Source organism: Streptomyces sp. NPDC008079, assembly GCF_042957385.1.
Taxonomy (GTDB): Bacteria; Actinomycetota; Actinomycetes; order Streptomycetales; family Streptomycetaceae; genus Actinacidiphila.
Map to the genome: position 1 here is coordinate 273,644 of NZ_JBIBIC010000010.1, position 23,745 is coordinate 297,388.

Sequence of the window (23,745 nt, forward strand, 5' to 3'; positions counted from 1 at the left end):
GGCCCGCGCGACCGACCGTAGCAACCGTGGCGCGTCCCTTTGCCGGACGCGCCACGGAGGGGTGAACGGGGTTGACTCGGGTGGGCCGCCGCGTCAGTTGACGGTGAGGACGGTTCCCGCGATCAGCCGGTCGGGGTCGGGGCCGATGAGGTCCTTGTTGAGCTGGTAGAGGTACTGCCAGCCCCCTTGGGTTCCATAGGAACGGGCAATGGCCGACAAGGTCTCGCCGCTCTTGACGGTGTGCACGATGTGGCGGTGGCCGGTGAAGCCGTTGCGCCGCGCGCAGACCGGCCAGGCGTTCCAGCCCTGCACCTTCAGCACTTCCTCCGCGACCGAGATCTGCTCGGCGGGGGTGGCGAGGTCGGCGCGCCGGGCATAGGCGCGACCGCCGAACAGCTCCCAGGTGGGCTGCCAGAACTGGAGGCCGCCGTAGTAGCTGTTGCCGGTGTTGATGTGCCAGTTCCCGCTGCTCTCGCACATGGCGATCCGGTCCCAGACGGTCGGGGACCCGGCGGCGGCCCGCGCGGCCTGGAAGGCGATGGCCGCCTGTACCGACGGCACCGACTGCGGGGACCCGCCGGACCGCTCGGGCTGCTGCGGCTGTCCCGGCCGCTCCACGGGCGGTGGGACGGCCGGCGCGCCCTGGGCGGCCGTCGCGGGTGGCGCGGCGGCCACCGGCAGCAGCACGGCCGCACCGAGCGCGGCCAGCGTGGCGGCGGCGCGTGCGACGGCCACGGCGACGCGCACCGAGGCACGCGGGGAGACGATATGACGATAAGACGACTGATCGCTCATCGGGCCACGCTAAGCACGGCCGCACCCCGGATCGGGGGCATCGCGTCCGTACGTCGCGCGTACCCCACCCGGTCGGACCACAACGGGGTGGGGCACACGGGGGAACGCGGCGGGTCCGGTTTACGGCGGCCTTACGACGCTCCGGCACCGAACGAGCGCGGTCCCGAGGCGCCCCGGCCGGGCGGGCGCCCGAACCGCCCCTCCGGCGGACGGTCCGTCACCAGTGCGGCCACCACGCCGGAACGACCGGGCCCTGACCCCGCTCCGCCGGGCCGCGCACGACGGCGATCAGGGCGGTGCGTGTCGCGTTGCGGTCGGCCCGGCCCTCGGCGGCCGACTCGTAGCGCGGCATGGTCCGCCGTACGACCTTCGCCGGCTCCCGCTTCTTCGGCTCGGCGGCGGGCTTGACGGTCTTCCTGACGGGCTTGTCGAGGGACTTGCCCGTCGACTTCGAGGACGGCGTGCCCGCGGACGGCGTGCCCGCGGACGGCGCGTCCCCGTAGGCTCCCGCGCGGCGCGAGCAGACGGGCCAGGCGCCCCAGCCGCTGGCGCGCTGGAGCTTTGTCGCTATGGCGATCTGCTGCTCGCGGCTGGCGAGGTCCGCGGTCGGCGCGTACGCGGTGCCGCCGTAGGACCGCCAGGTGCCGGGGGCGAACTGGAGTCCGCCGTAGTAGCCGTTGTGGGTGTTGATGTGCCAGTTCCCGCCGCTCTCGCACTGCGCGATACGGTCCCACACCCCGTTGTCGGCCGCCGACGCCTCTCCCGCGGCGGCCAGCACGCCCAGCGGCGCCAGTGCGGCGACGCCGGTCAGGAGCGCGGTGTGCCGGTACTTGCAGTTCAAGACCATGGATTCCCTCTCCACGGACCCGGGCGTCCCCCTTGCTGCGTCACGACGGGCGCCGCTCCCCCACGGATGCGGCGCCCGTCCGAACCCGGGCGGTGCGATTTGCACACGGCGGGCGAATCTAGGCAGCCGCACCCCCTCGCACCAAACAATTGCCGTCCGCCGCAGGCCAGTTGAGGGTTACCGGCGGTAAGAAGACGAGGTTTACGGGTGATTGGCGCGTACGTATCGTCGTAAATGAGGATCTAAACGGCGCGCTCCGTGAGTAGCCTCACAGGCCCAACTTTCGTCACCCACACGGCCGTTCGACGCTGCGTGAGCGATTCGCCGGGAATCTCACCCTCGGCGACCGGTAACGGAATACATCCCCCCGCAAAGCGTGACTCCCACCACAGATCATCCGTTGTCACTATGCGCCGGGACAGGTCCGGCGTTCCGGCCGGATTCGTGACCGCACCACCGCACTTCAAGGAGACTCCCGTGCCGCCCATGCTCGACGTGAGTGACGAGGTACGAGCCGAGATCGGCGACGAGGAGACCCAGCGGCTCCTCAACGGCGCCAACGCTCCTGGCACGTACGACTGCACGTCCTGTCGCACCCCCGGGGACACCGGGCAGGAGCGGACCAGCACCGTGCTCTTCGTGGGCGACGAGACGGCGGTCCTCGCCTTCGCGCACGCCGCCTGCATCCCCTCGCAGGTCGTCCCGGTCACCGAGGAGCAGTTGCAGGGCGCCGTCCGCAGCATCGGCGGCCCCGAGACGGCGGCGGGGCCCTCGATCGGCGGCCAGGCCGACGCGCCGCCCGTGGAGACCGCGCCCCGGCAGGCGGTGCTCGGCATCACCTGCGGTCTGATCATCGTCGAGGAGACGCTGCGCCCGGCGCTCGTGATCGAGCCCACCGGGCCGGTCGCACGGGTCGGCGCCACCGGCGCGGGCGACGACTTCCTGCCGCTGCTGATCGAGCAGGGCTTCATGCCGCAGCTCGACCTGGAGGTGCCGCCGTCGCCGCTGTCGGGCTGGTCGGTGCTGCTGGCCACCGGGCGGCTGCACGCCGTGCTCCAGCCCGGCGCGGGCGGCACCCCCGGCACCGCGTGGTGGCAGGCGCACCAGCCGCTCCAGGTCAGCGACGGCTGGCGGAACGCCGTCAACCGGACCAACGAGGTGTACGTCTACGCCGCCCCGGCCGGTTCCATCGGCCGTCAGCCGCGCGAGGACCTGATGCGGGACGCCCTGGCCAGGGCGTGCTCGCGGGGCCTGCTGGTGGCCGCGACGATGCCGCTGTCGGGGACCTGAGCCACCCGTCTCACCGGAAACGAGGGGCGTGTACGGGACACCGTGCGCGCCCCTTCCGTGCGCCCACTGCCGCCCGGGTCAAAGATCTGCAATTCAACCGACTGGCCCGCATCCCGGACAACACCGGCTCGTTGGCACATACGTGCACACCTTTGACACCTCCTCCCGGGCCCCTTTCCAGCGCTACATCCCGTCCATGCGCAGCGCGCTGGACGCGACCGGGGGCGGTGCCACAGAAACACCCATCTACGACGCGCTCTACTCGGAGTACCAGCGGCTCTTCCGCACGCTGCCCGGCGACCGGACCGGCGAGGAGGCGTTGCAGTTCAACGGCTTCACCACCTGGCACGCGGAGCAGCCGGCGTACGCCCCCGGCAGGCACCGCGGCAACGGCCCGGCGGCGCTGCCGCCGGGCCGTCCCGACAATCGGATGCCCGGGCTCTGACCCCGGGAGCCCCCGGCTCGCGGGGGCCCGTGCGCGCCGCTACTTCTTGCGCCCGCGCTTCTCGCGGACCCGCACCGACACCTGGATCGGCGTACCGGCGAAGCCGAACTCCTCGCGCAGCCGACGCTCGATGAAGCGCCGGTAGCCCGCCTCCAGGAAGCCCGAGGCGAACAGCACGAACCGCGGCGGCTTGATGCCCGCCTGCGTCCCGAACAGGATGCGGGGCTGCTTTCCGCCGCGGATCGGGTGCGGGTGCGCGGCGACCAGCTCGCCCAGGAACGCGTTGAGGCGGCCGGTCGGCACTCGGGTCTCCCAGCCCGCGATGGCCGTCTCGATCGCCGGGACCAGCCGCTCCATGTGCCGCCCGGTGCGCGCCGAGACGTTGACCCGCGGCGCCCACTGCACCTGCACGAGGTCCTTCTCGATCTCGCGCTCCAGGTAGTAGCGCCGCTCCTCGTCCAGCAGGTCCCACTTGTTGTACGCGATCACGACCGCGCGGCCCGCCTCGACGGCCATGGTGATGATCCGGGTGTCCTGCTCGGCCAGCGTCTCACTGGCGTCCACCAGGATGACCGCGACCTCGGCCTTCTCCAGCGCCGCCGCCGTACGCAGCGACGCGTAATAGTCCGCGCCCTCGGTGAGGTGGACGCGGCGGCGGATGCCCGCGGTGTCGATGAACTTCCAGGTGACACCGCCGAGCTGGATCAGCTCGTCCACCGGGTCGCGGGTGGTGCCCGCGACCTCGTTGACGACCACCCGGTCCTCGTTGGCCACCTTGTTCAGCAGGGACGACTTGCCGACATTCGGGCGGCCGATGAGCGCGATCCTGCGCGGGCCGCCGACGACGTCGCCGAAGGTCAGCGCGGGCGCCTCGGGCAGCACCCCGATGATGGCGTCGAGCAGATCGCCGGTGCCGCGGCCGTGCAGCGAGGAGACCGGGTAGGGCTCGCCGAGGCCGAGGTTCCACAGCGCGGCCGCGTCGGCCTCGCCGGACGGTCCGTCGACCTTGTTGGCGGCCAGCACGACCGGCTTGCCCGCGCGGCGCAGCAGCCGTACGACCGCCGCGTCGGTGTCGGTGGCGCCGACGGTGGAGTCCACGACGAAGACCACCGCGTCGGACGCCTCGATGGCGAACTCGGCCTGCGCCGCCACGGAGGCGTCGATGCCGAGGACGTCCTGCTCCCAGCCGCCGGTGTCCACGATCTTGAAGCGGCGGCCGTTCCAGTTCGCCTCGTACGTGACGCGGTCGCGGGTGACGCCCGGCTTGTCCTCCACGACCGCCTCGCGGCGGCCGATGATCCGGTTGACCAGCGTCGACTTGCCGACGTTGGGACGGCCGACCACGGCGAGCACCGGCAGCGGGCCGTGCCCGGCCTCGGCCAGGTCGTCGGCCACCTCTTCGAGGTCGAAGCCCTCCTCGGCGGCAAGCTCCATGAACTCGGCGTATTCGGCGTCGCCGAGCGCGCCGGTCCCGCCGTGCTCGGTCTGCTCGTCTGCGTGGTCCATGAGGTATCTCCGTCGATCAACTGTGGCGGCTGCGGTAACCAGTGTGGTGCAGCCGGTGCGGTTCGGCCTGCGCGTTTTCCGTCTGCGCGGTCAGCGGCCGGTGGCTTGCTTGGCGTGCGCCAGGTGGGCGGTGAGCCGCTCCTGGATGCGCAGCGTGGCGGCGTCCATCGCGCTGCGGGTGCGGCGCCCGCTGCCGTCGCCCGCCTCGAAGGGCTCCCCGAAGACGACGTCGATCCGCGAGCGCAGCGGCGGCAGTGCCGGGACCGCCCGGCCCTTGGCGGTGCTGCCGAGGACGGCGACCGGCACGACGGGCGCGCCGGAGCGCACCGCGAAGTACGCCAGACCCGAGCGCAGCTCGGCGAAGTCGCCGTCGCCCCGGGTGCCCTCGGGGAAGATGCCGAGCATCCCGCCGCGCTCCAGGACGCCGAGCGCGGCGGTTATCGCCGTACGGTCGGCGGTCTCGCGGTCGACCTTGAGCTGCCCGATGGAGCGCAGGAACGGGTCGAGCGGCCCGACGAAGGCTTCCTTCTTCACCAGGAAGTGCAGCGGGCGCGGCGAGATGCCGATCAGCATCGGGCCGTCGATGTTGTGCGAGTGGTTGCCCGCCAGGATGACCGGGCCGTGCGCCGGTACCCGCCAGGCGCCGAGCACCCGGGGCCGCCACAGGCCGTTCATCAAGACGATGCCGATCCGGCGTCCGACGGCCGCTCCGCGCGGTCCCGGCGCCGTGCCCTGCTCTGCGGTCACCTGGGCGCCCGCTTCTCCTCGACCAGAGTGACGATGCACTCGATGACCTGGTCGAGGGTGAGGTCGGTGGTGTCGACCTCGACCGCGTCGGCGGCCTTGGCCAGCGGGGAGGTCTTGCGGCCCGAGTCGGCCGCGTCCCGCTTGATGAGCGCGGCCCGGGTGTCCGCGACGCTCAGCGCGCCGTTCAGCTCACCGCTGCGGCGGGCGGCGCGGGCCTCGGCGGACGCGGTGAGGAAGATCTTGACGGTGGCGTCAGGGAAGACGGTCGTGCCGATGTCCCGGCCCTCGACCACGATGCCGCCGGGGGACGCGGTGGCGGCGGCGCGCTGCAACTCGACCAACCTGGCCCGTACCTCGGGGACCGCGCTGACGGCGCTGACCGCGGCGGTGACCTCCTGGGTGCGGATCGGGCCCGAGGCGTCCACGCCGTCCACGGTGATGCCGGGGGCCGCCGGGTCGTGGCCCGCGACGATGGCGGGCTTGCCCGCGCAGTCGGCGACGGCCACCGGGTCGTCGACGTCGATGCCGTTGCTCAGCATCCACCAGGTGATCGCGCGGTACTGCGCCCCGGTGTCGAGGTAGCTCAGCCCCAGCTTCGCCGCGACCGCCCTGGACGTGCTGGACTTGCCGGTACCGGAAGGGCCGTCGATGGCGACGATCACCGGATTTTCCACAGCGGGTGGCCTTCCTCGTGCGCGGAGCGGGGGGCGGGCGGGCCGGCCGAGGGGCCGGATGCCATTCCCCCAAGGTTACCGGCCGCCCGCGCGCCGGAACGCCACGGGTTTTCCCTGCCGGGACGGGCACGGGGCCGGGGTGCCGGGCCGGGTGCCCGTCACGCTCGCGCCCGGGTGTGCCGGGTGAGCCATGTGCGCCCTGTGCCCGCGTACGGTCCTGCGGCTGACCCGTCCGGCACGCGTCCGATCCGTACCGCCGGAGCCCGGCCGCGCCCTGACCGTGCCACCGCCCGGCCCGCGCCATACGTCTACTGCCGGATCGACCAGCCGCGTTCGCGCAGTGCCACGGTCAGGGCGGGCGCGGTGCGCGGCTCGACCATGAGGTGCACCAGACCGGCCTGCTGTCCGGTGGAGTGTTCGATGCGGACGTCCTCGATGTTGACGCCCGCCGCGCCCGCGTCGGCGAAGAGGCGGGCCAGCTCGCCCGGCTGGTCGCCGATGAGGACGGCCACGATCTCGTACGCCTTGGGCGCCGTGCCGTGCTTGCCGGGGACCTTGGCGCGGCCCGCGTTGCCGCGCCGCAGGATGTCCTCGATGCCCGCCGCGCCGCCGCGCCGCTTGTCCTCGTCGGCGGACTGGAGGGCGCGCAGCGCCGCGACCGTCTCGGTCAGGTCGACGGCGACGTCGGCGAGGACGTCGGCGACCGGTCCGGGGTTGGCGGCCAGGATGTCCATCCACATGCCGGGCTCGGAGCCCGCGATCCGCGTGACGTCGAGGATGCCCTGGCCGCACAGGCGTACGGCGGTGTCCTCGGCGTGCTCCAGGCGGGCCGCGACCATGCTGGAGACGAGCTGCGGGGTGTGCGAGACCAGGGCGACCGCCCGGTCGTGGGCGTCGGCGTCCATGACGACGGGGACGGCGCGGCACAGCGCGACCAGTTCGAGGGCGAGGTTGAGCACCTCGGTGTCGGTGGCCGGGGTCGGGGTGAGCACCCAGGGGCGGCCCTCGAAGAGGTCGGCCGTCGCGGCCAGCGGCCCGGAGCGCTCGCGGCCCGCCATGGGGTGGGTGCCGATGTAGTGGGTGAGGTCGCAGCCCAGCGCCTCCAGGTCGCGGCGCGGGCCGCCCTTGACGCTGGCGATGTCGAGGTAGCCGCGGCCGAGGCCGCGGGTCAGCGCGTCGGCGAGGGTGGCCGCGACGTGGGCGGGCGGCACGGCGACGATCACGAGGTCGACCGGGCCTTCGGGCTCCCCCGTGGTGCCCGCGCCGAGCGAGGCCGCGGTGCGCGCGGTGCCCGGGTCGTGGTCGGTGAGGTGGACGTCCACACCGCGCGCGGTGAGCGCGAGGGCGGCGGAGGTGCCCATCAGGCCGCTGCCGACGACCAGGGCGGTCCTCACTGGGCGACGCTCCCGGAGGCGTCCCGCTCGGGTCGGCCGCTCCCGCGGACCGTTCGTACCGCCACGTCACTGCTCCCTCGGCTGCTCACGTACCTGCCGACCAGGGTAGTCACCGGGGGCGGGGCGCGAGACGGACGCCCGCACTGCGAGACGCGCGCCGCGGGCGTACGGGCGCCACGGACGTACGGGCGGCGCGGGCGTACGGGCAAGGCCCCCGTGGCGGCCGGGTACGCGAGCCGGACCGCCACGGGGGCGGGGACATTACTTGCCGAGGCCGCCGAGCTTGCCGAGCTGCCTGCTGATGACGTCCTGGAGGGACTCCCCCTGCGGGACCTCGCCCTCGGGCGTCAGCTTGTCCACCGCCTCGGGGAGGCTGCCCGCGAGGTGGTCGGCGGCCTCCCGCGGGGAGACGCCCGCGTCCTGCGCTGCCTTCTGGAGGGCGTCGTCGGGAAGCGCCTGGGCGATCTGGTCGCCGGTGACGGGCTTGTTGTCGCCCTGGCCCACCCACGATCTGGCCTGCTCGCCGAGGCCGGACTTGTTGAGCATGCCCAGCAGCCCTTCGAGGGGGTTGCCCGAGGCGCCGTTGGCCGCGGCGGCGCCGGTGCCACCGGCCGCGCCCTTGCCGCCGAGCTGGCCCAGCAGCGAACCGAGGAGGCCGCCCGCGCCGCCGGAGGAGGAGCCGCCCTTCGCGCCGCTGAGCAGAGTGCCGAGAAGGCTTCCGAGGTCGTTTCCCGCCATGGTCTCGTCCCTTTCAGGAGTCGGGCCGTCGGCGCGCGTCACGTCGCCCGGCACCGAACACGGACAATGTCCCGCAAACCCGTCTCCGCCGCCACTTGCCACCGCCTCACCTGCCCGGACCAGGTAGAACTTCCCCATGCTCTTCCACTTGGTGCCGCTGGACGACTGGCTGCACGCGCCCGAGCGCCCGTACGCCCCCGCCTCCCTGGACGAGGAGGGTTTTGTGCACTGCTCGCCCGACGAGGCCGTGACCCTCGCGGTGGCCGACGCCTTCTACCGGGAGGTGGCGGGGCCGCTGATGGTGCTGCTGATCGAGGAGGCCGCGCTGCGCGCCGAGGTCCGCTGGGAGGCGGCCGATCCGGCGCCGCCGCCCGGCGTTCCGGAGGGCACGGCCTTCCCGCACGTCTACGGCCCCATCGACCGGCCCGCGGTGACCGGCATGCTGGAGGTCGTACGGGATTCGTACGGCCGTCCGCTCGGGCTGACGGCCTGGTCGTAGTCCCGCTACGGCCCTCGGGATCTCCCCCGCCGCAGCGGTACCGTGGGCCCCGCCCTCACCGTCCGCAACGTGATCACCGCACGAAGCAGTGGAAACTCCGGCGCTTGGTCGGACTTCATGGCGATAATCGCCCTCATGCGCGATCCGCTGGGGCACGACCTTGTCCGGGACCACACGGTCTATGCCTGCGTCATGGGCTCGCGCGCCTTCGGTCTGGCCACCGACGGCAGTGACACCGACCGGCGCGGTGTGTACGTGGCGCCCACCGAATTGTTCTGGCGTTTCGACAAGCCGCCGACGCATGTCACAGGACCGCGGCACGAACAGTTCTCCTGGGAGCTGGAGCGATTCTGCTCGCTCGCGCTGCGCGCCAACCCCAATCTGCTCGAATGCCTGCACTCACCGCTGGTGGAGTACGCCGACCCGACCGGGCTCGAACTCCTCGACCTGCGCGACGCGTTCCTCTCCCGCCGCGCCGACGCCACCTTCCGCGGCTACGCCGCCCAGCAGCTCGGCCGCCTCGAAGCGGACATCCGCACCCACGGCCAGCCGCGCTGGAAGCACGCCATGCACCTGCTGCGGCTCCTGATGTCCTGCCGCGACCTGCTGCGCACCGGCCGCCTCACCATCGACGTCGGCGACCAGCGCGAGCGCCTGCTGTCCGTCAAGCGCGGCGAACTGAGCTGGGACGAGGTCCGCGCCTGGATGCGCACGCTCCACGAAGAGACCGACACCGCCGCCGCCCGCTCCCCCCTCCCCCCCGACCCCGACCGCCCCCGCATAGAAGCCTTCCTCACCCGCGTCCGCCGCACCTCAGCCACGTTCCCACTCCCCCCCAAGCCCGCGTAGCTCACCCGCGCGGGCGCCCGTCCATCTGGACGGACGCCCGCGCGGGTCCGCACCTCCAGGCCCGGCGGGCCGGCGGGGCCGGGGGGCGGGGGCGGTGGGGTTAGAGCTCGACCTCGTGCATCAGCATGCCGACCTCGGTGTTGGTCAGGCGGCGGAGCCAGCCGGACTTCTGGTCGCCGAGGGGGATGGGGCCGAAGCTGGTGCGGACCAGTTTGTCGACGGGGAAGCCCGCTTCGGAGAGCATGCGGCGGACGATGTGCTTGCGGCCCTCGTGGAGGGTGACCTCGACGAGGTAGTTCTTGCCGGTGTTCTGGACCACGCGGAAGTGGTCCGCGCGGGCCCAGCCGTCCTCCAGCTCGATACCGCTCTTGAGCTGCTTGCCGAGGTCGCGCGGGAGCGGCCCCTGGATCGCGGCGAGATAGGTCTTCTGCACGCCGTAGCGCGGGTGGGTCAGCCGGTGGGCCAGCTCGCCGTGGTTGGTGAGCAGGATCAGGCCCTCGGTCTCGGTGTCGAGCCGACCGACGTGGAAGAGCCGGGTCTCGCGGTTGGTGACGTAGTCGCCGAGGCACTGGCGGCCGTCGGGGTCCTCCATGGTGGAGACGACACCGGCCGGCTTGTTGAGCGCGAAGAAGAGATACGACTGGGTGGCGACGGTCAGCCCGTCGACCTTCACCTCGTCGTGGTCCACGTCGACCCGCAGGCCCTGCTCGGTGACGATCCGCCCGTTGACCTCGACGCGGTGCTGTTCGATCAGCTCCTCGCACGCCCGGCGCGAACCCATTCCGGCCCGCGCGAGCACCTTCTGCAGGCGCTCGCCCTCCTGCTCGGCGCCGGGGAAGGTCTTGGGCGTCTTGATCTGCGGCTTGCTGTGCCGCTCCCGGTTGCGCTCCTCGATCTGCGCGTCCAGCTCGCGCGGCCGGGCCGGCACCGGCTTGCGGCCGCGGTTGCCGGTCGGCTTGTTGCTGCCGGGCTTGGTACGCGGCATGCCGCCGGGCTTGTTCGCACCCGACTGGCCGGTGCTGCCCACGTCGTAGCGGCGCTCCTCGGGACGCGGCGTGCCCTTGGGCCGCTGGCTCTGGCCCTCACCGCGGCGCGCGTCCCCCGAGCGCCCGTCGCCCGAGCGGCCGTCGCCGCGCCGGTCGGCACCGCCACGCCGGTCGGCGTCACGGGGCCTGTCGCCTCCGCCGCCCCGCGGGTTCCGGTTGCCGCCGCTGTTCCTGTCGCTGCTTCGCATCAAGTGTCCGTTGTCGAGGTGTCGTCCGGCGCGTCCGGATCGAACGACGGAAGCCCCTCCTGGGACTCCGCCTCGATCGCTTCCGCCTCCGGCAGGAACGGTGCTAGCTCGGGCAGCTCGTCGAGGCTGCGCAGGCCCATACGTTCCAGGAAGTAGTTCGTCGTCCTGTACAGGATCGCACCTGTCTCGGGTTCCGTCCCACCTTCCTCGACCAGCCCCCGCTGGAGGAGGGTGCGCATGACGCCGTCGCAGTTGACTCCGCGGACCGCCGAGACGCGCGAACGGCTGACCGGCTGCCGGTACGCGACCACCGCCAGCGTCTCCAGCGCGGCCTGCGTGAGCCGGGCGTGCTGGCCGTCGAGGACGAACTTCTCCACGGCGGGCGCGAAGGCGGGCCGGGTGTAGAAGCGCCAGCCACCGGCGACCAGCCGCAGGTCGAAGCCGCGTCCCTCGCGGGTGTAGTCGTCGGACAGCTCGCGCAGCGCCCTGCCGACGGCCCGCCGCGGCCGTTCCAGGACCTTGGCCAGGTGCTCCTCGGTGGCCGGTTCGTCGACGACCATCAGCACCGCCTCCAGGGCGGGCTTCAGCTCCAGCTCGGCGGTCGCGGCGGCGAGCAGGCCCGCGGGCGCCGCCGTATCGCCTGCCGCGCCGGCCGCGGCAAAGGCCCCGGTGATATCCGACACGTCCGTCATTCCTCGGCCTCTCCCTGCTCGTGCTGCGGATCACGCACCGGCACTGACTCCGGAACCGGCACCGGTTCCGGCTTGCGCGCCGGAGCCGCCGCCTCCTGGTCGAACTCGTCGGTCACCAGCGGCGCCGCCGTGTCTTGTTCCCCGCCCGTCCAGCGGACCTGGAGCAGCCCCAGGGCCTCCTCCTGGTCCAACGCGACCGCCTTCTCCCGGTACAGCTCAAGGAGCGCGAGGAAGCGCGCCACGACCGTCAGCGTGTCCGGCGCGTCCTCGGTCAACTGCCCGAAACTGGCCACGCCGAGCTCCCGCAGCAGCGCGATCACCCGCTCGCCCTGCTCCCGGACGCTCACCAGCGGGGCGTGGATGTGGTCGACGTACACCTGCGGCTTGGGCTTGGGCAGCATCGCCTTCACCGCGAGCCGCGCGAAGCGCTCGGGGCCGATGCTGAGGACGACCTCGGGCAGCAACTCCGCGTGCTGCGGTTCGAGGCCGACGGTACGGGGGTAGCGCAGCGCCTCGTTGTCCAGCCGCTCGGCGAAGATCGCCGCGATCCGCTTGTACGCCCGGTACTGGAGCAGCCGGGCGAAGAGCAGGTCCCGTGCTTCCAGCAGCGCGAGGTCCGCCTCGTCCTCGACCTCGGCGGACGGCAGCAGCCGGGCCGCCTTCAGGTCCAGCAGGGTGGCCGCGACCACCAGGAACTCGGTGGTCTGGTCGAGGTCCCAGTCCGGGCCCATGGCGTGGATGTACGTCATGAACTCGTTGGTGACCTTCGACAGCGCCACCTCCGTGACGTCCATCTTGTGCTTGGAGATCAGCCCGAGCAGCAGGTCGAACGGCCCCTCGAAATTCGCCAGCCGTACGGTGAAACGGTCCCCTCCGGCCGGAGCCGGAGCCGGCTCGGCCTCAACGGCCTCCACGGCTTCGACCGCCGCCGCGGGCCCGGTCTCTTCCACCGCCTCTTCCACGGCCTGTTCCGCCACCGCGACAGGCGGCTCCGCTGTCACGGCAGGCGTCGGTTCCGCCTCGGCGGCGGCGCCGAGCCCGAGGCTGCGGCGGGGAGTGGCGGGTGAGGTCGGCATCGGGGTCCAGGGTACGAAGTGGTCTGTGCAGGCTACTCGCCGCAGCAGGCCATGCCCCGTTCCCCGACCGCGCGCCGTCGGGGCGTCAGCGGCCCCGCAGACGGCGTACGAGGATGCTCGCGTCGCCGCGCGACTCCAGATCGGCCAGCACCACGGCGACGGCCTCGCGGACGATCCGGCCGCGGTCGATGGCGAGCCCGTGCTCACCGCGCAGCACCAGCCGGGCGTGTTCCAGATCCATCAGCTCCTCGGCGGAGACATAGACGGTGATCTTCTCGTCGTGCCGCTCGCGCCCGCTGGGACGGCGGTTCTGCCGGGCGGCCTTGCGCCGCGCCTGCTGGGGCTGCGGCTGGGCGGTGATCGGGGGCTGGACCGGTGCGGCCTGCGGCTGCGGCGCGGGCGCGGTCATGGTGCCGGAGGAGGCGGCGGGCGACGGCATACCGGCCCGTTCGGCGGTCAGCGGGCGGCGTGAGGTCGGGATGTCCCGGCCGCCGTGTTCCGCGCTGTCCTCGCCCTGTCCCGCAGTGCCGGAGGGTCGTGTCCCTTCGTCGCCGTCCGCGGGATCGGCCGCGTCGTTCCCGGCGGCCGGGTCGGCCACCGGTACGGACCGCAGCCGGCCGTCCGCCTGCGTACCGTTCTGTCCTTCGCCCGGACCACCGGAGCCGCCGGAGCTCCCGGAACCACCGGAGCCGCCGGGGCCGGGGCCGCCGGGGTGCTGCCGTGGCTGCGGGGCCTGGAGCGCCGCTCCTCCGGTCGTCCGGAACAGCTCGTCGGCGCCCGGCAGACTCACTCGGCGTGGCACCGGGCGAGCACCTCCCTGGCGAGCTGGCGATAGGCGGCCGCGCCGACGGAGTTGGACGCGTAGGTGGTGATCGGCTCGCCCGCCACGGTCGTCTCGGGGAACCGCACGGTGCGGCCGATGACGGTGTGGAAGACGTGCTCGTCGAACGCCTCGACGACCCGGGCCAGCACCTCGCGGCTGTGCACGGTGCGCGAGTCGTACATGGTGGCGAGGATGCCGTCGAGCTCCAGCTCGGGGTTGAGCCGCTCGCGGACCTTCTCGATGGTCTCGGTGAGCAGCGCGACCCCGCGCAGTGCGAAGAACTCGCACTCCAGCGGAACGATCACCGAGTGCGCCGCGGTGAGCGCGTTGACCGTCAGCAGGCCGAGCGAGGGCTGGCAGTCGATGACGATGTAGTCGTAGTCGGCCATCAGCGGCTTGAGGGCGCGCTGGAGCGACGACTCGCGGGCGACCTCGCTGACGAGCTGCACTTCCGCTGCCGACAGGTCGATATTGCTGGGGAGCAGGTCCATGCCGGGCACCGCGGTCTTCAGCAGGCACTCGTCGGCCGCCAGTCCGCGTTCCATCAGCAGGTTGTAGACCGTGATGTCGAGTTCCATCGGGTTGACCCCGAGGCCGACCGAGAGCGCGCCCTGCGGGTCGAAGTCGACAAGAAGCACCCGGCGGCCGTATTCGGCCAGCGCCGCGCCCAGGTTGATGGTCGAGGTGGTCTTGCCGACCCCGCCCTTCTGGTTGCACATCGCGACGATCTTCGCGGGGCCGTGGTTGGTGAGCGGATTGGGGATCGGGAAGTACGGCAGGGGCCGGCCGGTGGGGCCGACGCGTTCGCGGCGCTGCCGGGCCGCGTCCGGGGCGAGGGTGGCCGCGTACTCCGGATCCGGTTCGTACTCGGCATCCGGGTCGTAGAACTGACCGTCCTGCAGGTCGTTGTCGTTGAAAGGCGCCATGGCGTAAGCAGGTTGCGTCTCTGTGTTCGTCTCGGGCCGGCGGGACTCGAAGGTGCGGACCGCGACGGAACCGACGGTCATTCCTGGTTGACCACCCCCGGGAGCAAATGTCGACTCATTCACAAGTCGTCTTACCTCCTTGGTGACCAGGAAACTTCTAGACAGGTCAGCGTGACTACAGCCGACGATTCGCGACTCTATGGCGTGTCGGTGGTCCACAGCAACACAATCCGCCGGACACGGCACGATGTGTCGGCAACCGAACACCCCGCTGTCAAGGGCGTAAGCACATGAACGGCCGGGCCTCGACACACAAGACCCGGCCGGTGGTGCGGTGTTGGCGCGATGTTGACGCGCCTGGTCACAGTGGCCGCCGGTCAGCCCAGCAGCGCGTGCAGGTCGGTGGAGTCGAGGCCGTGCGCCTCGGCCACCGGACCGTAAACAACTTGTCCCTCATGCGTGTTGAGACCGAGAGCGAGAGCCGCGTCACGTCGCAGCGCTTCGCGCCAGCCGCGGTTGGCCAGTTCGACGATGTACGGCAGCGTCGCGTTGGTCAGCGCGTACGTCGAGGTGTTGGGAACCGCGCCGGGCATGTTCGCGACGCAGTAGAACACCGACTGGTGTACGGGGAACGTCGGTTCGGCGTGCGTGGTGGGGCGGGAGTCCTCGAAGCAGCCGCCCTGGTCGATCGCGATGTCGACAAGGACAGATCCCGGCTTCATGCGCGAGACCAGCTCGTTGGTGACCAGCTTCGGCGCCTTCGCGCCCGGAATGAGCACCGCGCCGATCACGAGGTCGGCGTCGAGCACGGCCTTCTCCAGCGCGTAGGCGTTGGAGGCGATGGTCTGCACGCGGTTGCCGAACACCTTGTCGGCCTCGCGCAGTTTGTTGACGTCCTTGTCCAGCAGCGTGACGTGGAAGCCGAGTCCGAGCGCGATGGTGGTGGCATGCCAGCCGGAGACACCGGCGCCGATGACGACGGCCTTGCCGGACTGGACACCGGGGACGCCGCCGGGCAGGACGCCGCGACCGCCGGCCGAGCGCATCAGGTGGTAGGCGCCGACCTGCGGGGCGAGCCGGCCGGCCACCTCGGACATCGGGGCGAGCAGCGGGAGCTGGCGGTTCGCGGTCTCCACCGTCTCGTACGCGATGGCGGTGGTGCCCGACTCCAGCAGCGCGTCCGTGCACGCGCGGGAGGCGGCGAGGTGCAGGTAGGTGAAGAGCGTCTGGTCCTTGCGGAGCCGGTGGTACTCCTCGGCGATCGGCTCCTTCACCTTGAGCAGCAGATCGGCCGTGGCCCACACCTCGTCGGCGGTGGCGAGGATGCCCGCACCGGCCGAGACGTACTCCTCGTCGGGGATGGACGAGCCGTCGCCGGCGCCCTGCTCCACGAAGACCTGGTGTCCATTGCGGACGAGTTCGTGCACGCCTGCCGGGGTGATGGCCACGCGGAACTCGTTGTTCTTGACCTCGCGGGGGATGCCCACCTTCACGTCGATCACGGTCCTTGCGCTCAGGGAAGAATGACCGCTTTGGGGCGGCAGAAAGCCAGTCTAGTGAAGGAAGACTCTCTGTCCAGCCTTACAAAGTGACCACTTTGGCCGAGACCATTGGCAGTTTCGTAGGTATACAGCGCGGCGATCGTCAGTTCGGCGCCGATTCGCCCTCGCTGAGCAGGCGGTTCGCGGCGGCGCGCTGGACCGTGGCGCCGCTCGGATCGCCCAGCCGGTCGAGCGTGTCGGCGAGCCGCAGCAGGATCGCGCCCTCCAGCCGCCGCTCCCCCGCCTTGCGCGCCCAGTACAGCGCGTCGCGGCAGGTCCGCAGCGCGTCCTCCGGGTAGCCCGCGTACTCCTGCACCCGCGCGGCCTCGGTCAGCGCGCGGGCCTGCGCGCCCAGGTCGGCCAGCCGCCGGTACGCCCCGGCGGCGGCGCGCCATTCGCGCAGCGCGGGCCCGTACCGGCCGTCGTAGGTGAACAGCGCGCCGATCCGGCCGTGCAGCCGGGCCTCGTGGAAGGTCTCGCCGCGTTCCTGGCGCAGCGCGAGCGCCCTGCCGTACCAGTCGGCGGCCCGCTGCGGGTCGTGCCGCTCCTGATACGTACCGCCGAGGGCTTCCAGCACCCGGCCCTCGGCCTCCGCGTCGTCGCACTTGCGGGCCGCGCCCAGTGCGGCGCGGTACCGGTCGAGCGCCCGGTCGGAACGGCCCGCCGCCGCGTCCAGGTCGCCGAGATTGATCAGCGCCGCCGCCTTCTCCCGGTCCAGGCCGCGCCGCTCGGCGACGTCCAGGACCAGGCCGTGCAGTTCGTACTGCTCGGCCGCCATCGCGTTCCCGCCGGGGAAGGCGGCGAGCGCCTGCACCTGGGCGGCGATCAGCCGTCTGGCCAGGGTGTCCAGATCGCCGTCCGCGACGGCGACCCGCGCGGAGGCCAGCAGCGCGGGCAGCCGGGACCGCAGCCACTCGGCGGCCGTCGCGGGCGAGTCGAAGCTGAGGCTGCGCGGGCCGTCGTCCGGCAGCCGCATCCGCACGAGCGCCGAGCCGCACGACAGCAGCAGCCGTACGGTCCGCTCCAGCATCCTGGCCCGGGCCAGCCGGACCTCCTCCGGGCGGTCGCGGGATTCGAGCAGCCCGCGCAGCAGCGGCTCGAAGCAGCCGGGCAGGCGGTACTGCGGCGGCAGCTCGTCGCCCGTCACCGGACCGGGCGCCAGCAGTGCGCCGCCGACGAAGTCGTCGAGCGTGCTCTGCGCGGCGGCCACGGAACAGCCCGCGAGCGCCGAGGCGACCTGCGCGTCGACCATGCCCGCAGGTGCCAGCGACAGGAGTCGCAGCATCCGCGCGGCGGTCTGCGGCACGTCCTCGTAGACCAGCCGGAAGGACCGCACGAGTTCGCCCTGCGCGGTGGCGCGCGAGGGCGCCGTCCCGTCCGCTTCGGCCGAGGGCGCGGCGGGCGCGTCGGCCGAGACCGTACGCAGCCGGGTCGCGGCGTCCGCCACGGACAGCGTCGGCCGGGCCGCGAGCCAGGCGGCGACCAGCCGCAGCGCGGTGGGGTGCCCGCCGATCTCCTGCACCAGCGCCTCGGCGGCGCGCGGGTCGCAGGTCACCCGGGTGGAGCCGATGCTGTGCGCGAGCAGTTCCACGGCGGCGGGCGTGTCGAGCCCGCCCAGCGTGCACGGCCGCACGTCCGGCACTCCGGGCAGCGGGCCGTCCGAGGTGACGACGACAAGGCTGCCGGGCGCGTCGGGGATCAGCCCGTCGAGCTGATCGGCGCGCAGGACGTCGTCCAGGACGAGGAGCGTCTTGCGCGAGGTGGCGGCGGGGCCGCCGGACGGGGCGGCCGGGGCGGGAGCGGCGGGTGTTACGGGGGCGGCCGATCCGCCGGCTCCCGGAGTACGGGCGAGGGCTCGGCGGAGGGCGCGGACGGCCTGCTCGGCGGGTACGGGCTCCCCTTCCGGGGAGGTCATACGCAGGAAGACCTGGCCGTCCGGGTAGTCGTCGGCCAGGTCTTCGGCCAGGCGCAGCGCGAGCGCGGTCCGACCGACGCCGGGGCGTCCGGCGACGAGCAGCACGCGCGCCCGCCCCTTCCCCTGCTTCCCGAGGCCCGGCCGTCCGATCTCCCCGCGCAGCTCCGCCAACTCCCTTTCCCGGCCCACGAATTGACCCTCGCCCCGGGCTCCCGCCCATACGGCGGCACCGACCCGCACCGTGACCTCGCCGGTCCGGCTCACCGGGCGGGCCGCGCCCGCGCCGACATCCGAAGGCGCGGCGGGCGCGGTCCCGGCCTTGGGGTCGGCGTTGGGGTCGGTCTTGCGATGAGGCGTGGGATCAGGCTTGGGGTCCGCCTCGGCGTCGGCCCCGGCGTCCGCCCCGGACCCGTTCTCGGTTCCCGGCGCGACGGCGGCGGTGCGCTCGGCCTTCGCCGGACGCGCGGCCGGAGTGTCCGGTGCCGACTCGGACTCGGACTCGGGTTCCGGCTCGGCGTCCGGTCCGGCGGCGGTGCGTTCGGCTTTGGGGCCGGTCGCGGACGACGGCTCGGCGTCCTTCGCGGGCGGCTGCTCCGGCCCGGGCTCGACGGCGGCAGAAGGAGCCTCGGGGGCCGGGCCCTTGCGCGTCGGGGAGCCGGCGGAAGCCGACCGTCGGCGGCGGGCGCGCGCCTTGGCGGGTGCGGCGGCCGTGTCCGGTTCAGGTGCCGCCGGGGCGTCCGCTCCCGCAGGGGTCCCGTTGGGGTTCAGCGCCTGATCCGTCACGGCCTACGCTCCCGGCTCAGTGGGGTCGTCCGCGCGGGGCGCGGATGCGCGGGTACGCGGCTACGGCGACGAGCCTAGTTCACGCGGTCGGGCCGGTCCGGGGCTCCGACGCGGCCGACCGCGTAAATGATCACTCCATCGGATCATCGAGACCGATGAGGGAGCTGTGAAGAAGCTGTGGAGCGGACGGTCAGGGTGTGAAGGGCCGCGCGGGCCACGGCGACTCGGCGGGCCGCAGCGCGTCGAGACCGGCGCCGTTCATCGCGGCCTGGAGCGCGAAGACGCCCACGACCAGGCAGTTGTTGTGCAGGTCGCCCGCGAGGATCCCGCTGACGAGGTCGGCGAGCGGGACGCGGGCCAGCTCCATGTCGGCCTCCTCCTCGGCGACCGCGAAGCGCTCGCCGTCCGCCTCGGAGACACCGCGCGCGAGGAAGATCCGTACCGCCTCGTCCGTACCGCCGGGGCTGGTGTAGACGTCGGTGAGGACCCGCCAGTCCTCGGCCTTGACGTGCGCCTCCTCGTACAGCTCGCGCTGGGCCGCGTGCAGCGGATTCTCACCGGGGATGTCGAGCAGTCCGGCCGGGATCTCCCAGAGCTTCTGCCGTACGGGGTGCCGGTACTGGCGCAGTACGAGGACGCGGTCGGCGTCGTCGAGGGCGAGGACGGCCACCGAGCCGGGGTGGACCTGGTAGTCGCGGACGGCGGTGGTGCCGTCGGGCATGACCACCTCGTCCGTGCGTACCGACGTCTTCTTGCCGGTGAACGGCGTGGAGGTCACGGTGACCCGCCACTCCTCCTGAGTGTCCTTCAGCATGCTGCGCCTTCCGAGTCCGTGACCGTACCGAGTGACCGGGAGCGGGCGCCGGGCCCGCTCCCGTAACGCCGCCTTCAGCCCTGCCGCTCCTGCGGGTCCTGCTGCTGGCGCGCGACCGCCGCCTTGACCAGCCCGGCGAACAGCGGGTGGGGCCGGGTGGGGCGGGACTTCAGTTCGGGGTGCGCCTGGGTGGCGACCAGGTACGGGTGCACCTCGCGCGGGTACTCGACGTACTCGACGAGCTTGTTGTCGGGCGAGGTGCCCGAGAAGACGATGCCGGTCGCCTTCTCCAGCTCGGCGCGGTAGGCGTTGTTCACCTCGTAGCGGTGGCGGTGCCGCTCCTCGACGTACGGCTGGTCGCCGTAGACCTCGCGGACGATGGAGCCCTCGGCGAGCTTCGCCGGGTAGGTGCCCAGGCGCATCGTGCCGCCGAGGTCGCCCTTGCCGTCCACGATGTCGAGCTGCTCGGCCATGGTGGAGATGACCGGGTGTCCGGTGCCGGGGTCGAACTCGGTGGAGTTGGCGTCGGCGATCCCGGCGAGGTTGCGCGCGGCCTCGATGACCACGCATTGCAGGCCGAGGCAGAGTCCGAGCAGTGGGACGCGGTTCTCACGGGCGAAGGTGATCGCGGTGACCTTGCCCTCGACGCCTCGGTCGCCGAAGCCGCCGGGCACGCAGATCGCGTCCACGTCGCCGAGCTGCGCCGCCGCGCCCGCCGGGGTCCGGCAGTCGTCGGAGGTGACCCACTTGACGTGCACCTTCGCGTTGTTGGCGAATCCGCCGGCGCGCAGTGCCTCGGTCACCGACAGATAGGCGTCGGGCAGGTCGATGTACTTGCCGACCAGCGCGACCTTCACCTCGTGGGCGGGCTCGTGCACCCGCTTGAGCAGGTCGTCCCACTGGGCCCAGTCCACATCGCGGAAGGGCAGGTCCAGCCGCCGGACGACGTACGCGTCCAGGCCCTCGGTGTGCAGCACCTTGGGGATGTCGTAGATGGAGGGCGCGTCGATCGCGGCGACCACCGCGTCCTCGTCGACGTCGCACATCAGCGAGATCTTCCGCTTGATGGCGTCCGGCACATGGCGGTCCGCGCGCAGCACGATCGCGTCGGGCTGGATGCCGATGTTGCGCAGCGCGGCCACCGAGTGCTGGGTCGGCTTGGTCTTCAGCTCGCCGGAGGGGCCGATGTACGGCAGCAGCGAGATGTGCACCACGAAGACGTTGTCCCGGCCGACCTCGTGCCTGACCTGGCGGACCGACTCCAGGAACGGCAGCGACTCGATGTCGCCGACCGTGCCGCCGACCTCGGTGATGACGACGTCCACGTCGTCGGTGGCCATCCGGCGGATACGGGACTTGATCTCGTTGGTGATGTGCGGGATCACCTGCACGGTGTCACCGAGGTACTCGCCGCGCCGCTCCTTGGCGATCACCGTGGAGTAGATCTGGCCGGTGGTGACGTTGGCGGAACCCGCCAGATTGACGTCGAGGAAGCGCTCGTAGTGGCCGATGTCGAGGTCGGTCTCGGCGCCGTCGTCCGTGACGAAGACCTCGCCGTGCTGGAAGGGGTTCATGGTGCCCGGATCCACGTTGAGATAAGGATCGAGCTTCTGCATGGTGACCCGCAGGCCCCGTGCCTTGAGCAGCGCCCCGAGGCTGGAGGCCGTCAGGCCCTTGCCGAGAGAGGAGGCCACACCACCGGTGACGAAGATGTGCTTCGTCGTGGATTTCGGCGCATTCTTCAGAAAAGCTGCCAAGAGGGGGCTCCCGTGGTCGCGAGGTGAGGGTCGGGACGGCGTTCGTGCTTGGGAGCGCCGTCGCGGCGGTTCAGTGGTTCATCCCACCGGCCCACGGGCTACCAGGGTATCAGCGACCCCGGCCGCCGAATGATGCGCCACGGCGGCCGGCGGGCACGACCGATGACTTTCGCCACTCCGGACCGCCACCGCCCGGCCTCCGCCCGGCCGCCGGACGGCCATCGCGCGGTCGCCGGGCGGTCTTCGTGAGGTCTTCGTGAGGTCTTCGGGCAGCTTTCGTGCGCTCTTCTGGCCGTCGAAGCGCCGTCGAAGGGCCGTAGTAAGGCCGTAGTAAGGCGTTGTAGCGCAGCCGCGGGGCCGTCGTGGAGCCGCCGCGGGGCCGGTACACCCGACCGGCGGAGCGAAGATCGCGGAGACATGCGCACGCCCTCCTCGGACGACGTATCCTGCACGGACGCATTGCTACGAGCCGACCGGCACGGCACTATCCCCGCCCAGTTCCCGGATCATGAGCTCGTCCAAAATCCCCAGACCGCAAGACCGTCCCCAGCGGGGGCGGCGCCTGTCGTTCGACTGGAGTTGCACGTGGCCGGGCTCATCGAGGACTACGCCCTCATCGGTGATATGCAGACCGCCGCACTGGTCTGCCGGGACGGCACGGTCGACTGGCTGTGCCTCCCCCGGTTCGACTCGCCCGCCGTCTTCGCCGGACTGCTCGGTACCGAGCAGCACGGCTTCTGGCGGCTCGGCCCCGCGCACGGCAAGGACGACCAGCCGCCGGCCGCGACGCGCCGCAGGTACCGGGGCGACTCGCTGGTGCTGGAGTCCGAGTGGGACACCGAGCGCGGCACGGTCCGTGTGATCGACTTCATGCCGCCGCGTGACGGCGCACCGCAGGTCATCCGGATCGTGGAGGGCGTACACGGCCGCGTCCCGATGCGCTCCGCCCTGCGGATGCGTTTCTCCTACGGGCAGATCACGCCGTGGGTGCACAAGGTCGGCGACCGTACGGTCGCGGTGGCCGGGCCCGACTCCGTGTGGCTGGACACCGATGTCGACACCTACGGCCAGGATCTGACGACGTACTCCGAGTTCACCGTCGCTCCCGGCGACCGCATCGCGTTCACCATCAGTTGGGAGCCGTCGCACAAGCCGCAGCCCTCGCTGCCGGAGCCCGAGGCGTCGCTGACCGCCACCGAGGACTTCTGGCGCGAGTGGGTCGAGCAGTGTACGTACACCGGGCCGTACCGGGACGCGGTGGTGCGCTCGCTGATCACGCTCAAGGCGCTGACGTACGGGCCGACCGGCGCGATCGTCGCCGCGCCGACCACCTCGCTGCCCGAGGACATCGGCGGGGTCCGCAACTGGGACTACCGCTTCACCTGGCTGCGCGACGCCGCGATCACCCTGTCCTCGCTGCTGCGCACCGGCTACCGCGACGAGGCCCGCGCCTGGCGCGAGTGGCTGCTGCGCGCGGTGGCGGGCGACCCCGAGAACCTCCAGATCATGTACGGCATCGCGGGCGAGCGCGAGCTGGGCGAGAACGAGCTGCACTGGCTGCCCGGTTACGAGGGCTCCTCCCCCGTGCGGATCGGCAACGGCGCGGCCCACCAGCTCCAGCTCGACGTGTACGGCGAGGTCACCGAGGCCCTGCACCTGGGCCACATGACGGGCCTGGCCCGCAACGACTACGCGAGCGTCCTCCAGCTCAAGCTGATCCGCTACCTGGAGAAGCACTGGAACGAGCCGGACGAGGGCATCTGGGAAGTCCGGGGCCCGCGCCGCCACTTCGTGCACTCCAAGGTGATGGCCTGGGTCGCGGTCGACCGCACCGTCAAGCTCATCGAGTCCGGCGAGGTCGACGGCCCGCTGGAGCGGCTCAAGGAGCTGCGCGAGGACATCCACTACGACGTGTGCGAGAAGGGCTTCGACCGGGAGCGCAACACCTTCACGCAGTCCTACGGCTCCAAGGAGTTGGACGCCTCGCTGCTGCTCATCCCGCAGATGGGCTTCCTGCCGCCGGACGACAAGCGGGTCATCGGCACCATCGAGGCGATCCAGCGGGAGCTGTCGACCGAGGACGGCTTCGTCCTGCGCTACCCCGTCTCCAGCGGCGCCGACGGCGAGGAGAATCTGGACGGCCTGCCCGGCGACGAAGGGGCGTTCCTCGCCTGCTCGTTCTGGCTCGCCGACGACCTCGCGATGATCGGCCGGGTCGAGGAGGCGCGCAAGCTCTTCGAGAAGCTGCTGGCGCTCCGCAACGACCTGGGTCTGCTCGCCGAGGAGTGGGACCCGCGCCGCAAGCGCCAGGTCGGCAACTTCCCGCAGGCGTTCAGCCATGTGCCGCTGATCGACACGGCGCTGCGGCTCACCGCCACCGGGGCGTTCCGCGCGTAACGG

Annotated in this window: 21 protein-coding genes; 5 read left to right on the forward strand and 16 right to left on the reverse strand. The window is 72.3% G+C overall.

The window, feature by feature from the left end; genetic code table 11:
* Window positions 1-93: 93 nt before the first annotated feature.
* Both ACFZAM_RS22475 and ACFZAM_RS22480 read right to left on the reverse strand, forming a co-directional pair.
* The gene (locus ACFZAM_RS22475) at window positions 94-795 is read right to left on the reverse strand and encodes a transglycosylase family protein (RefSeq protein ID WP_355333479.1); all 702 of its coding nucleotides are present in this window, start codon (window positions 793-795) and stop codon (window positions 94-96) included.
* Window positions 796-1,012: 217 nt separating this feature from the next.
* Window positions 1,013-1,642, reverse strand: a complete 630-nt coding sequence (locus ACFZAM_RS22480) for a transglycosylase family protein (RefSeq protein WP_391048586.1) — start codon at window positions 1,640-1,642, stop codon at window positions 1,013-1,015.
* Between the two features lie 477 nt (window positions 1,643-2,119).
* Between ACFZAM_RS22480 and ACFZAM_RS22485 the strand changes: the two genes are divergently transcribed.
* A complete protein-coding gene (locus ACFZAM_RS22485; RefSeq protein WP_355333484.1) occupies window positions 2,120-2,932 on the forward strand; it encodes a hypothetical protein in 813 nt (270 codons plus the stop codon).
* Window positions 2,933-3,128: 196 nt separating this feature from the next.
* Window positions 3,129-3,377 (forward strand): hypothetical protein, encoded by a 249-nt coding sequence (locus ACFZAM_RS22490; protein ID WP_355333486.1) that lies wholly within the window; start codon window positions 3,129-3,131, stop codon window positions 3,375-3,377.
* 39 nt (window positions 3,378-3,416) lie between these two features.
* Here the strand turns inward: ACFZAM_RS22490 and der are convergent, their stop codons facing one another.
* The 5 genes from der to ACFZAM_RS22515 all read right to left on the reverse strand — a co-directional run bounded on the left by der (window position 3,417) and on the right by ACFZAM_RS22515 (window position 8,436).
* Window positions 3,417-4,883: a ribosome biogenesis GTPase Der gene (gene der, locus ACFZAM_RS22495; RefSeq protein ID WP_355333489.1), complete on the reverse strand. Its 1,467-nt coding sequence runs from the start codon at window positions 4,881-4,883 to the stop codon at window positions 3,417-3,419.
* 90 nt (window positions 4,884-4,973) lie between these two features.
* On the reverse strand, window positions 4,974-5,669 hold the full coding sequence (locus ACFZAM_RS22500) for a 1-acyl-sn-glycerol-3-phosphate acyltransferase (RefSeq protein ID WP_391048590.1): 696 nt from the start codon (window positions 5,667-5,669) through the stop codon (window positions 4,974-4,976).
* A complete protein-coding gene (cmk, locus tag ACFZAM_RS22505; protein ID WP_391048593.1) occupies window positions 5,627-6,304 on the reverse strand; it encodes a (d)CMP kinase in 678 nt (225 codons plus the stop codon). The genes ACFZAM_RS22500 and cmk overlap by 43 nt, the downstream gene beginning before the upstream one ends.
* A 308-nt stretch (window positions 6,305-6,612) precedes the next feature.
* A complete protein-coding gene (locus tag ACFZAM_RS22510) occupies window positions 6,613-7,698 on the reverse strand; it encodes a prephenate dehydrogenase (RefSeq protein ID WP_355333494.1) in 1,086 nt (361 codons plus the stop codon).
* 261 nt (window positions 7,699-7,959) lie between these two features.
* Window positions 7,960-8,436, reverse strand: a complete 477-nt coding sequence (locus ACFZAM_RS22515; RefSeq protein ID WP_391048595.1) for a YidB family protein — start codon at window positions 8,434-8,436, stop codon at window positions 7,960-7,962.
* A 136-nt stretch (window positions 8,437-8,572) separates the two neighbouring features.
* On the opposite strand from ACFZAM_RS22515, the gene ACFZAM_RS22520 reads away from it, so the two are divergent.
* Window positions 8,573-8,935 carry a DUF952 domain-containing protein gene (locus ACFZAM_RS22520; protein WP_391048597.1) on the forward strand — a complete coding sequence of 121 codons (363 nt, stop codon included), beginning with the start codon at window positions 8,573-8,575 and terminating at the stop codon, window positions 8,933-8,935.
* Window positions 8,936-9,070: 135 nt separating this feature from the next.
* Window positions 9,071-9,784 (forward strand): DNA polymerase beta superfamily protein, encoded by a 714-nt coding sequence (locus ACFZAM_RS22525; protein ID WP_391048599.1) that lies wholly within the window; start codon window positions 9,071-9,073, stop codon window positions 9,782-9,784.
* Between the two features lie 100 nt (window positions 9,785-9,884).
* On the opposite strand, the gene ACFZAM_RS22530 is transcribed toward ACFZAM_RS22525, so the two are convergent.
* The 9 genes from ACFZAM_RS22530 to ACFZAM_RS22570 form a co-directional block, all read right to left on the reverse strand.
* On the reverse strand, window positions 9,885-11,018 hold the full coding sequence (locus tag ACFZAM_RS22530) for a pseudouridine synthase (RefSeq protein WP_188285806.1): 1,134 nt from the start codon (window positions 11,016-11,018) through the stop codon (window positions 9,885-9,887).
* On the reverse strand, window positions 11,018-11,710 hold the full coding sequence (gene scpB / locus ACFZAM_RS22535) for an SMC-Scp complex subunit ScpB (protein ID WP_391048602.1): 693 nt from the start codon (window positions 11,708-11,710) through the stop codon (window positions 11,018-11,020). The genes ACFZAM_RS22530 and scpB overlap by 1 nt, the downstream gene beginning before the upstream one ends.
* A complete protein-coding gene (locus tag ACFZAM_RS22540) occupies window positions 11,707-12,786 on the reverse strand; it encodes a segregation/condensation protein A (protein ID WP_391048605.1) in 1,080 nt (359 codons plus the stop codon). Before ACFZAM_RS22540 ends, scpB begins: the two co-directional genes overlap by 4 nt.
* 85 nt (window positions 12,787-12,871) lie before the next feature.
* On the reverse strand, window positions 12,872-13,588 hold the full coding sequence (locus ACFZAM_RS22545) for a hypothetical protein (RefSeq protein WP_391048607.1): 717 nt from the start codon (window positions 13,586-13,588) through the stop codon (window positions 12,872-12,874).
* Complete coding sequence (locus ACFZAM_RS22550) at window positions 13,573-14,535, reverse strand: ParA family protein (protein WP_355333513.1); 963 nt, start codon at window positions 14,533-14,535, stop codon at window positions 13,573-13,575. Before ACFZAM_RS22550 ends, ACFZAM_RS22545 begins: the two co-directional genes overlap by 16 nt.
* A gap of 377 nt (window positions 14,536-14,912) precedes the next feature.
* A complete protein-coding gene (gene ald / locus ACFZAM_RS22555) occupies window positions 14,913-16,028 on the reverse strand; it encodes an alanine dehydrogenase (RefSeq protein WP_355333609.1) in 1,116 nt (371 codons plus the stop codon).
* A 151-nt stretch (window positions 16,029-16,179) separates the two neighbouring features.
* Window positions 16,180-18,774 (reverse strand): tetratricopeptide repeat protein, encoded by a 2,595-nt coding sequence (locus tag ACFZAM_RS22560; protein WP_391048610.1) that lies wholly within the window; start codon window positions 18,772-18,774, stop codon window positions 16,180-16,182.
* 190 nt (window positions 18,775-18,964) lie between these two features.
* Complete coding sequence (locus ACFZAM_RS22565; protein ID WP_355333518.1) at window positions 18,965-19,588, reverse strand: NUDIX hydrolase; 624 nt, start codon at window positions 19,586-19,588, stop codon at window positions 18,965-18,967.
* A gap of 74 nt (window positions 19,589-19,662) precedes the next feature.
* Window positions 19,663-21,333, reverse strand: coding sequence for a CTP synthase (locus ACFZAM_RS22570; RefSeq protein WP_391048675.1), 1,671 nt, complete (start codon window positions 21,331-21,333; stop codon window positions 19,663-19,665).
* Between the two features lie 591 nt (window positions 21,334-21,924).
* On the opposite strand from ACFZAM_RS22570, the gene ACFZAM_RS22575 reads away from it, so the two are divergent.
* Window positions 21,925-23,742 carry a glycoside hydrolase family 15 protein gene (locus ACFZAM_RS22575; protein ID WP_391048613.1) on the forward strand — a complete coding sequence of 606 codons (1,818 nt, stop codon included), beginning with the start codon at window positions 21,925-21,927 and terminating at the stop codon, window positions 23,740-23,742.
* The last annotated feature ends 3 nt before the right edge of the window (window positions 23,743-23,745 follow it).